The sequence below is a fragment of the Stutzerimonas sp. genome, assembly GCF_982611455.1.
In genome coordinates this window covers 76,684-86,946 of sequence record NZ_CEXBBO010000020.1, presented here as the reverse complement: position 1 = coordinate 86,946, position 10,263 = coordinate 76,684, and the positions used below count along the sequence as shown (strand labels likewise).

Annotated in this window: 10 protein-coding genes; 3 read left to right on the top strand and 7 right to left on the bottom strand. The window is 56.2% G+C overall.

From position 1 onward, the window contains the following. The first annotated feature begins 77 nt into the window (after positions 1 to 77). Both AC2LD7_RS13575 and AC2LD7_RS13570 read left to right on the top strand, forming a co-directional pair. A complete protein-coding gene (locus AC2LD7_RS13575) occupies positions 78 to 293 on the top strand; it encodes a hypervirulence associated TUDOR domain-containing protein (protein WP_484598260.1) in 216 nt (71 codons plus the stop codon). A gap of 3 nt (positions 294 to 296) precedes the next feature. Next, positions 297 to 863, top strand: coding sequence for a DUF488 domain-containing protein (locus tag AC2LD7_RS13570; protein WP_484598258.1), 567 nt, complete (start codon positions 297 to 299; stop codon positions 861 to 863). A 578-nt stretch (positions 864 to 1,441) separates the two neighbouring features. On the opposite strand, the gene AC2LD7_RS13565 is transcribed toward AC2LD7_RS13570, so the two are convergent. Next, the gene (locus tag AC2LD7_RS13565) at positions 1,442 to 2,236 is read right to left on the bottom strand and encodes a WecB/TagA/CpsF family glycosyltransferase (RefSeq protein WP_484598257.1); all 795 of its coding nucleotides are present in this window, start codon (positions 2,234 to 2,236) and stop codon (positions 1,442 to 1,444) included. Positions 2,237 to 2,416: 180 nt separating this feature from the next. Between AC2LD7_RS13565 and AC2LD7_RS13560 the strand changes: the two genes are divergently transcribed. Then, on the top strand, positions 2,417 to 3,466 hold the full coding sequence (locus AC2LD7_RS13560; RefSeq protein ID WP_484598256.1) for a glycoside hydrolase family 5 protein: 1,050 nt from the start codon (positions 2,417 to 2,419) through the stop codon (positions 3,464 to 3,466). A 60-nt stretch (positions 3,467 to 3,526) separates the two neighbouring features. On the opposite strand, the gene AC2LD7_RS13555 is transcribed toward AC2LD7_RS13560, so the two are convergent. From AC2LD7_RS13555 to AC2LD7_RS13530, 6 genes are all read right to left on the bottom strand, one after another. After that, positions 3,527 to 4,507, bottom strand: coding sequence for a phosphoribosyltransferase family protein (locus AC2LD7_RS13555; RefSeq protein ID WP_484598255.1), 981 nt, complete (start codon positions 4,505 to 4,507; stop codon positions 3,527 to 3,529). Between the two features lie 63 nt (positions 4,508 to 4,570). Further along, complete coding sequence (locus AC2LD7_RS13550; protein ID WP_484598254.1) at positions 4,571 to 5,266, bottom strand: glycosyltransferase family protein; 696 nt, start codon at positions 5,264 to 5,266, stop codon at positions 4,571 to 4,573. Between the two features lie 31 nt (positions 5,267 to 5,297). After that, a complete protein-coding gene (locus AC2LD7_RS13545) occupies positions 5,298 to 6,581 on the bottom strand; it encodes a hypothetical protein (protein WP_484598253.1) in 1,284 nt (427 codons plus the stop codon). Positions 6,582 to 6,777: 196 nt separating this feature from the next. Next, the gene (gene fcl / locus AC2LD7_RS13540) at positions 6,778 to 7,746 is read right to left on the bottom strand and encodes a GDP-L-fucose synthase (RefSeq protein ID WP_484598252.1); all 969 of its coding nucleotides are present in this window, start codon (positions 7,744 to 7,746) and stop codon (positions 6,778 to 6,780) included. A gap of 2 nt (positions 7,747 to 7,748) precedes the next feature. Continuing rightward, positions 7,749 to 8,873, bottom strand: a complete 1,125-nt coding sequence (gmd, locus tag AC2LD7_RS13535) for a GDP-mannose 4,6-dehydratase (RefSeq protein ID WP_484598251.1) — start codon at positions 8,871 to 8,873, stop codon at positions 7,749 to 7,751. Between the two features lie 159 nt (positions 8,874 to 9,032). Beyond that, a complete protein-coding gene (locus AC2LD7_RS13530) occupies positions 9,033 to 10,262 on the bottom strand; it encodes a glycosyltransferase family 4 protein (RefSeq protein ID WP_484598250.1) in 1,230 nt (409 codons plus the stop codon). Position 10,263: the final 1 nt, after the last annotated feature.

The following is a 10,263-nucleotide window of genomic DNA, read 5'->3' as shown; positions in this document are numbered from 1 at the left end:
CTGGGTCAAATTTCAATCGGCAAGGTGGGTCAATTTTCCATCAGCGCCAACACCCATTACTGGCAACCGGAGCAACCATGACGCAGCAAACGTTCAAGGTCGGTGACCATGTCCGCTGGAATTCAGAAGCGGGCCATGTAACAGGCCATATCATCAAGGTGCATACGCAGGACACCGACTACAAAGGGCACATGCGACGAGCCAGCCCGGAGGAGCCCCAATATGAAATTCAAAGTGACAAGACAGACCACGTGGCGATGCACAAGGGCAGTGCACTGACCAAGGCTAAGTGACCCATGGCACTGCCACAGCAGATCTGGACAGTCGGCCACTCCACACGCACCCCGGAGGCGTTTATCGCTTTGCTAAGGGACTACGGCATCGAGGCGGTTGCCGACGTTCGACGTTTCCCGGGGTCGAGGCGCTTGCCTCAGTTCATGTCGGCGAATCTTGAAGCCTCGCTCGCCGAGAACGGGATCGCCTATGAGTGGATCGAAGAACTCGGTGGGCGCCGCCGAGCCCCTCCGGGGCCGAACACGAGCGCCTGGCGCAACACGTCCTTCCGCGGCTATGCCGAACACTTGAAGACCGACGAATTTGCCAGCGGGCTGCAACGACTTTTGCGTCTGGCAGCGGAGCAACCGACCGCGATGATGTGCGCGGAAGTACTGTGGTGGCGATGCCATCGCTCCATGGTGTCGGACGTATTGAAGCTGCGCGGCATAGAAGTACTGCACATCCAGGATGAGAAGCGGCTGACGCCGCACCCCTACACCTCGCCCGCGCGGCTGGAGGATGGTGAGCTGACGTATGCCGAGGGGGCGGGAGAGCCGCTGAAGACAACCGGGCCAGGCGCAACCTGACAAGTAGCTGGCACGGCTGGCGGGATGAAGGAAGGAAAGACAGGGATTCGATTGGAGGGATTGCTTCGGGAGTTCGGGAGATCGAAGCCCGTCGGGCTTCTGGCTGGCCAGGTGTTGAATGCTGGCGCGGGGGGACGATTACGCTGGTGCGGATGTTCCGGGCGGACACGAAACGTTGTCGGTGTCACGCTACGCTGAGCCGCGTCCGACCCACGCTGTATCGATATAAATCTTCCTGGCTATCGACTGCCGCCCACAGTTTCTGCAGATCTTTTCGAGCCAGCCACCGCTATTGTTAACAGCCGTAATCCACGGCGCCAAGCCCACCGGGCCGCTCGCGCTGGCATTGATGACATTGGCGTTGCCGATGAACCTGCTGGGTTACACGACGAGCAAGGCCTGCTCGCCGAAATCGCTTCAATAGCCTGTTTCCCTAACGTTCGGGGCTCAGTGGACGCTAGTAGCTGCGTGAGTGGCTGCGTGCTCTTAGGTGATCCACGTAACGATGCCTACTGAGCTTAACTGCCCCCCCTTCCTGCCCTGCCGCCGACGCTTTCGCCGTGCGGCAACGAGCCGATTCAGGGCTCGCGCTTGAGCGCGGTCCAGCCACCGACACGGCGTGCACCGGAGAAGGCATTGCGCGACAGATAATAGAAGAACACCGGAATCCCAACGGCATAACGCTTGAACAGGCGGCGCGGCTCGATAAGCATGCGGAACGCCCATTCCAGCCCGAAGCGGCGAAAGAACATCGGCGCACGGGGAAAGCGCTGCGCCGAGAAATCCAGAATGGCGCCACCACAGATCAACAGCGCGCTGGTATCCATCGCTTTCTGCAGATGTAGCGCCACATGCTCCTGCTTGGGCATGCCCATCGCCAGCACGATGATCGGGAAGCGACCCGGAATATGATGGTCCTGGTAGAACTTCAAATAGTCCTCGGAACGCTTGAACCCATCAACCGCGTAGAACTTACGATCCCCGAACAGCCTGCATGCGCCGTCGCTCAACCAGGGCTCACGAGTACCCATCGCGAACAGCTCATAGCGATCTTCGGAGCTACCCACCAACTCTTCGATCATTTCAGGAATGAAGTCGGAACCATTGAGGTTGGCCTTTGGATCGAGCCCGTTGAAAAAACAGGCCATCTTGATCCCGATACCGTCGCGCAGCAGATAGTTGACTTGTAGAAAACTGTCCAGGACGGATGGATGACGTTGCGCAATGTTGTAGCCGTGCTGATTGAGGAAGCCAAGGATGGTCGGTGACTCACGCTTCTTCAGCTCAGATATAAAAGGGCCAGTGTCAGTCTCATCCAGTAGTTTCAGCTTCCCAATCAAGGGATCCATCCTTCTGGCGAGGGGATTTTTCATAAATAGCTTCTCTGTCTTTAATCAAGTCAAGGTCGGTAATGCTCTATGCGGGCAAGCCTGGTTTGGGCTGTGCGCACAGGACGAAGGTTCGCTGAGAAAAAAATGAACAATGCGTGCCTATGTCGGACAAACGAAGCAGTCGCGCCAGCGACCCCCAAAGAGTAAAAAAGAGGTCGTGAGATGATAGGGACACGCAGTGCTTCGAAACGGTCAAAAGGAATACTCCTCGGACTCGCACTTGTGCTTGGGAGTGCCGCAAGCGAGGCAGAAAATATTGATCTGGTCGGGCTGAATATTGGTGGTGCCGCTTTTTCCGGCAATGTCATACCCGGAAAATATAAAACAAATTATTTCTTCCCTGCCCCAGGATACCTTTCTAAGTGGCGAGACAAGGGAATCAAGACCATTCGCTTTCCCATCATGTGGGAGCGTTTGCAGCACGAACTGAATGGAGAACTGGACGAAGACTATGCACAGTTGATCGAACAGACACTGCAGCAGGCCGCCGACAACGACATGCGTGTCATCCTCGACATCCATAATTATGCCCGTTACCGGAAACAAATAATCGGAACCGATGCAGTACCGATATCCGCCTATGAAGACTTGCTGGAGCGCATTGCCAAGCGCTGGAAAGATCAAGACGGTCTCTACGCTTACGACATCATGAACGAGCCACACGGAGCGGACAAATACTGGCCGGCAGCCGCTCAAGCCGGCATCGATGCAATTAGAAAGCACGACACGAAGCGGACCCTGCTCATCGAAGGCAACTTCTGGTCCAGCAGCTTTCTTTGGCCAAAGTTCAATGATCCGCTGCTGCAATTGAAAGACCCCTCCGACAAATTGGTTTTCTCCGCTCACCTGTACCTCGACAAACACAGTAGCGGACAATACAAGGAACCGCTGGAAGATGATTTCGACACCATGCTCGGCGTTAAAAGAGTCAAACCCTTTATCGACTGGCTGATCAAGCATGACAAGCAAGGTCAAATCGGTGAGTTTGGTATCCCTGCTGATGAGCCGCGCCTGCTGGAAGCAATGGATAACCTGCTGTCTTATTTGCAGGAACACTGCGTTCCCATGACCTATTGGGCGGCTGGTTCGGCCTGGGGCAAGTACAAGTTGTCCATCGAGCCGACGAAGGACGGTAAGAACCGTCCACAATGGGAAATACTCAGCAAGTACATCGGCAAGGGCGATTGCAGCCGCATCGGACCAAATGGCTGAGCACTATGGCCCCTCTCGCTACGTACCGGCCGCATATCTGACGCGGCCGAAACGGAGCATTCAGCTTTTCGACGATGGCGATGCCGACATCCATTTCGCCATTGTCGATTTTGCTTTGCCGATCAGTTTCGCCTTCAAGCTATAAGTCTTCCGTAATGTATTGGCCTTTAGGTTGTATACCTGACCCGGCACATACATTTCGTTGGTTTCGATGCAGTACACCGGCTTGCCGCTGAGCTTCATGATTTCGACGGCCTGCTTGACCTCGCTCTCGACGAATAGCCGCGTCAGCGGTTGTCTGGCATAAACCTCCGCCTTGAATTTGTGGTGAATGTTCAACCGGCGACGCTCTTCGGCTGTGGGAAGGTCGAGCATGTGCAGGGTTCCGTACTGCACACCGTTGCGCTGGAGCCACTCTTCGGTTTCGGTGCGGTATTTCTCCAGTCGGCTGGTCACCAAATGGGCGACCTTGACCGAAGGAATGAACAGCGGGCGTGTGCAGCTGAGGAAGCCTCGGTAGTTCGGACCGTCGTCGTTTTCCTCGGTAGTCGGGTCAACACAGAGCACGCCGTCGATATCGAGGCAGGCCTGGGTCAGAAAAGGATGGTGCATGACGTTCCATTCGAACACGCGAGGCTGTTCGACGAGATCCAGGTACATGTCCACATGGTGTCGATTGTGTCTTTCGGCGAATACCGCCATGGTCACGACGTTGCCCTCGTAGACGGCGCGGACCTGCTCCTCCGCGGCCCGCATCGACCTGGCTGAGGATATGCTGTCATCCACCAACAGAATCTTTTTGGCATCCCTTGGCTTGATCAGCTCGGCATGCTTGTAAGTACGCGTACTGCCTTTCTTTAAATCATCGTTGCGCAGAAACGAGTAAAGATCCGTCAATGGCAGGTTCTGCTTCAGCGCGATGATGCTCGCCACCAACATCCCACTCCGTGGTATGCCGACCACCAAGTCGATATCGGTGGAAATTTTCCCCGCACATTCTGTGCTGAGCCGCGATAGATCATTAAGGCTTCGGTAATTCAATGAACACGCTCCTTCACCCTGTTCTTTTAATGGTCCAACTGGATAGAGCATCCTGTCTATCCGTTAACGCCCTAAAGCCGAGCGTAGTTGCTTGCTGTGCGTATGCATGTAATGCAACACATACAGCGCGAAAGCGTTCGGCCTGGAAAAATTCAGAAAGCGCGTTCTGATATCCATGTCTTCACGAATCGCCTCGAAGCGACGCTTGTGCGACACGCCATTGGTATCGAATATGCACAATGGAAACGACAGTTGCATGACTTCACTTCGCAGATCCAACCCTTGCAAGAACTCGAGCAACAGGCAGTAATCCGCTGAGAGTTTGTAGTCGAGCCTGAATCGAAAATTACGCAACCGTTCATTTTCGAAATACATCGTCTGATGGCTGGCTGGCAAACCCAGTGGGGCACGTTCGATGGGTCGTGCACTGATAAGTTTTAGATTGTCGGCGGATTCTTTCCGATAGAAGTCACCATAAATGAATTTTGGCGCAACTGCTGACGCCGTCAATTCAGCATTTATCTGCGCCAGCACATCAGGACCGGCAAGTGAGTCGCCGCTATTGAGAAACAAGGTATAGCCTGGCGTCTCGATGGCGCGAAGACGCCCCTTGTCCATCGCGTCATAGATACCCTTATCAGGTTCGATGATTATTTCCGCCTGACTATCATCGAGGTTCCGCAGCCACTCGCCGCTGCCATCTTTGGATGCGCCATCGATGACAATCCAGCGGAAGTTCCGATAGGTCTGGCTGGCCACGCTCTGATAGGTTTCCTTGAGGCCATCCAGATTATTCCAGTTTATAGTTACGATACTGAAACTGACCATAATTTACCTGCCCGAGATTTGCCGTAAGAGGGGTAGTTGCCGTTTGCAACTTGGCGTAATAAAGAAAGAATGCCGCGGCCATGCCATAAATATCGCCGGAAAACGTCAGCGCGTTGGAGAGCGCAATATTCAGCATACCGACCACGAAAGATAGTTGCAGTGCCGCCAGCAGGCTGCCCTTGTTCGAGCACTGCCGCATTATCCAGATGAAGCCACCATAGAAAACCAGTGCAGCGATTGGTGTAAGAAATCCGTAGCGATAGTAGACGCCGAATATACCGACATCGGCGAGGTAGAAGTGCGAGTTATAGATTCTCGTAAACCCGCCATTCCATTGCAGGGACAACGCACCCATACCGAAATAGTTGTTGGCGCTGATGCTATCCAGAATGATCGAGACGGTCAGGTCTCGCACGCCAGGTCCCGATGTGGCGTCGAATAACAACGCGTCGAATCTCGCGAATTGCTCGTAATAAAACTCTGGCACCAGGAAATACGAAACCAGCAAGATCGTTACACCGAGCACACTCATCTTCATCAACGAGTCGATACGCTTGCGGAAAATCCACATGCCGGCCAATGCCCAGACCAGCATGGTCTGCCGGGTCTGCATCACCAGCCATAGATAGGCCACAAAGTAGAGCAGAATCAGCAACCGCCCAAGGGTGACCCGATCCTTCATGCTGTACATCAGCATGAACGCCGCGATCGTGACGAAGGGCGAGCCAATACGGAAGCGATTCGGCCGCAACAGATCGTCGTATTGCGTCCAGTTGTCGACGGTAAAGGAAAACACGTTGTTCTGCGGGATGATTCCCAGGTAATAGGCAAAGCCCAAGGTTGCGCAGAACATGGCTACGTAGAGGAAATATTTCGCCAATTCTTCCTGGGTCGGAGCCGCCTTGATCAAAAGAAACAGCGTCGGGAAAAACACCAGATACTGAAAGAAGCGACGCTCTTCGAGCAGGCCGTATGCGAGAGGCTGGCTAAAGTTGAGGTTCGCGAGCACCGCGGATATCACGGGCAACATGGTGCCCATGAAAAGGATCCAAAGACTGGTCTTGGATTGGTAGACCCACTTCCATGCGACGAACAGGCAGGCTGTAGCAGCCAGAACAACCAGCAGAAACAGCTCCTGGAGATACGGAATTCCTGCCCGCTTGTCGTCCGTCAGGAAGAAGCAGGTGGAGTTCAGCAACAGCAGCATGAACAGTAGATTCTTGTACGCCAGAACTTTCCTTAACAAGCGCTATCCCCAATATCCAGATTTGACGTGGCGAACATAGAACCCAGCCGGCATGGTTGACGACTCTGGGGAGGCGGTTCATCCACGGCGAGGAAACATGTGCCATGGATGGACAACGGCAGCGGCGAAAAAGTCCGCTGCTGCTCAGCCAAATGCGCCACGTTCTTTACCCAGCGGCGGGACGCGGCGATAACGGTCAGTGCCGCGCTTGGTGCTGGTTTTCGACGAACCAGCGATAAGCGTCACGTAGACCGTCCTCCAGACTGATGCTGGCCTGCCAGCCCAATGCCTTGAGGCGAGAAACGTCCATCAGCTTGCGCGGCGTGCCGTCCGGCTTGCTGCTGTCGAAGATCAGCTGACCCTGGTATTCGGTGACTCGGGTGATGGTTTCGGCCAGTTCGCGAATGCTGCAATCGACACCAGTACCGACGTTGATATGCGACAGCATCGGCTGGGTATGCGCCTGGTAAGTCGCATCATCCAGTTCCATCACGTGCACGCTGGCGGCGGCCATGTCATCAACATGGAGGAACTCGCGCTGCGGCTTGCCGCTACCCCAGATCACTACTTCGTTGTCGCCGCGCTGGGTCGCCTCGTGAAAGCGCTTGAGCAGCGCCGGCACCACATGGCTGTTTTCTGGATGGAAATTGTCGTTGGGGCCATAGAGATTGGTCGGCATCACACTGCGATAGTCGCGGCCGTACTGGCGGTTGTAGCTCTCGCACAGCTTGATACCGGCAATCTTGGCCACCGCATACGGCTCGTTGGTCGGCTCCAGCACGCCGGTCACCAGGGCCTCTTCCTTCATCGGCTGTTCAGCGAACTTCGGATAGATGCACGATGAGCCGAGGAACAGCAGCTTGTTGACGTCGTTGCAGTGCGCCGCGTGGATGATGTTCGCTTCGACCATCAGGTTCTGGTAGATGAACTCGGCCGGATAGGTGTTGTTGGCGTGGATGCCGCCGACCTTGGCAGAAGCCATGTAAACCTGGTCGATCTTGTTCTCGGCGAAGAACGCATTCACCGCCGCCTGGTCGACGAGATCCAGCTCTTCACGCCCACGCGTAATGATGTTGTCGTACCCCAGCGCCTGCAGGCGGCGGACGATCGCGGAGCCGACCATGCCCCGGTGCCCCGCAACGAAAATACGTGCGTCACGATTCATATTCAGTTCTCCAAAGTCACTGGAATGTCGAAGCCGTGCTCTTTCAGCAGAGCATGGCGCTGGGCGACCTTCAGGTCTTCGCGGACCATCTCGGCGCACATTTCCTGCACGCTGATTTCCGGAGTCCAGCCTAGCTTGTTCTTGGCGTTGCTCGGGTCGCCGAGCAGGGTTTCCACTTCCGCCGGGCGGAAGTAGCGCGGGTCGATGCGGACGATGACATCGCCTACGTTGAGTGCCGGCGTCTTGTCCCCTGCAACGCTCGCGACGATGGCGCATTCCTCCACGCCACTGCCTTCGAAGCGCAGCTCGACGCCCAGTTCAGCGGCCGACCAGCGAATGAATTCGCGCACCGAGTACTGCACACCGGTCGCGATAACGAAGTCTTCGGCCTGATCCTGTTGCAGCATCATCCACTGCATGCGCACATAGTCCTTCGCATGTCCCCAGTCGCGCAGGGCATCGAGGTTGCCCATGTGCAGACATTTCTCCAACCCTTGAGCGATATTCGCCAGGCCGCGGGTGATCTTGCGGGTCACGAAGGTTTCGCCGCGGCGCGGCGACTCATGATTGAAGAGGATGCCGTTGCAGGCGTACATGCCATAGGCCTCACGGTAGTTGACCGTGATCCAGTAGGCGTACAGCTTGGCCACCGCGTAGGGCGAGCGTGGGTAGAACGGCGTGGTTTCCTTCTGTGGAGTCTCTTGCACCAGACCGTAAAGCTCAGAAGTGGAGGCCTGGTAGAAACGCGTTTTCTTTTCCAGCCCCAGCAGGCGAATGGCTTCGAGAATGCGCAGCGCACCCATGCCGTCCACGTCAGCGGTGTATTCGGGCGACTCGAAGCTGACCGCGACGTGCGACTGCGCACCCAGGTTGTACACCTCGTCGGGCTGCACTTCCTGGATGATCCGCGTCAGGTTCGACGAATCGGTCAGGTCGCCATAATGCAGAACGAAGTTCTGGTTCTCGACATGATGGTCCTGGTAGATGTGGTCGACCCGCTGAGTATTGAACAACGAGGCGCGGCGCTTGATGCCGTGCACTTCGTAGCCCTTTTCCAGCAGAAACTCGGCAAGGTAGGAACCGTCCTGGCCAGTGATTCCGGTGATCAGCGCGCGTTTCTTTTCCATTTCAGAGTACCTGTAGGTTCCAGATGACAAGGGGGTTGGTTATGCATTGCCGGGCAGGCGCAACTGAGCGCCCTGCCCCAGACAGCAGGTTCGAGTGATTGTTGGCAGTCGAAGTTAACGAGACGTTACTGTGATACCCGGCGCAGACGGACGGACCGTTCATGCGAGCATTTCCTCGTACAACGCCTGGTACTGCCGCGCGATGACCAAGCTGTCGAAGGTGCTGGTGATCTTTTCTCGTGCGTTGAGCGCGAGTTGTGAATAATCCGCCTCGCCGGTGATCCACTCGACGCCCTCGGCGAGCCCCTGAGCCTCGAAGGGCGCAGCTTTAAAGCCGTCATGCTTGTGGGTCACGATGTCCTTCGGGCCGGTGGCATCGAAGCACACCACTGGCGTCCCGCAGCCCATGGCTTCAGCCAGGGTCTTGCCGAAAGCCTCCATCAGGCTCGGCGCGATGAACACATCAGCCGCCGAATACAGCAGGCGCAGCGAGATGCTGTCGTGCAAATAGCCGAACGAGGTGTAGTCGAAACCCAACCCGTCGGCGATGGACTGATCCAGCTTGCCGAAGAAGCACAGGTGGTACTTGGCCGGATCGAGGTGCTTGAGCATCTCGAGGTATTTGCCAAAGCCTTTGTAGGTGTCCTTGGCGCTGGTGCAGCCGGTCAGAATGATCTTCTTGTCGGTGTTCAGCCCTAACAGTTGCCGAGCCAGTTGCTTGTCGAGCGGGAAGAACTCATTGCTGTCGACGTTGTTATGAATGGTGCGCACGTCGAAGTCGCGAAACAGCAAACTCCGCCTGGCCTGCTCGGTGACCCAGTCGCTGATGCCGATCATCTTCATCGACGCTGGCAGATATTTGCGCTTACGGTTGAGCACGAAGCGCGACAGGTCTTTGTCGGACGTGCTGCCGAGCTGATCGCAACTGCCGCAACCGGTGACGAATTTCTCGCAGCCCATGGCGTAATGGCAGCCACCGGTCATCGGCCACATGTCACGCATGGTCCAGACCACCGGCTTGTGCAGCTTGGCCAGGTGTTTCATGTCGACGAAACCACCGTTGACCCAATGCAGATGCACTACATCAGCAGCACGGCACTCAGCGCTGTCGGTGAAGTCGGCACCCATCACGCCCGCGCTGAACATGCCCGACTGACGGCCCCGGTAGACACTGGCGAACGCCTGGTCGGCCTGGCTTCTGGCGATGCTGATGATCTTGTCTTTCTTGCTGCGACTGACGGACACCACCGAGGTGTCGCCATGGGTGACCTGGCTGTTGGTATAGACGAGCGAGTCGACACCCAGCGAGCGCAACCCCTGGTGCAACCAGTAGGCGCCGCGAGCAGCGCCTCCGGTCAATTCACCAGCGACCAAGTGCAATACCTTCATA

Coding starts and splice junctions, on each gene's coding strand:
- gmd (WP_484598251.1), bottom strand. CDS start 8,873: ATGGAAAAGAAACGCGCGCTGATCACCGGAATCACTGGCCAGGACGGT.
- AC2LD7_RS13575 (WP_484598260.1), top strand. CDS start 78: ATGACGCAGCAAACGTTCAAGGTCGGTGACCATGTCCGCTGGAATTCA.
- AC2LD7_RS13570 (WP_484598258.1), top strand. CDS start 297: ATGGCACTGCCACAGCAGATCTGGACAGTCGGCCACTCCACACGCACC.
- AC2LD7_RS13530 (WP_484598250.1), bottom strand. CDS start 10,262: ATGAAGGTATTGCACTTGGTCGCTGGTGAATTGACCGGAGGCGCTGCT.
- AC2LD7_RS13565 (WP_484598257.1), bottom strand. CDS start 2,236: ATGAAAAATCCCCTCGCCAGAAGGATGGATCCCTTGATTGGGAAGCTG.
- fcl (WP_484598252.1), bottom strand. CDS start 7,746: ATGAATCGTGACGCACGTATTTTCGTTGCGGGGCACCGGGGCATGGTC.
- AC2LD7_RS13560 (WP_484598256.1), top strand. CDS start 2,417: ATGATAGGGACACGCAGTGCTTCGAAACGGTCAAAAGGAATACTCCTC.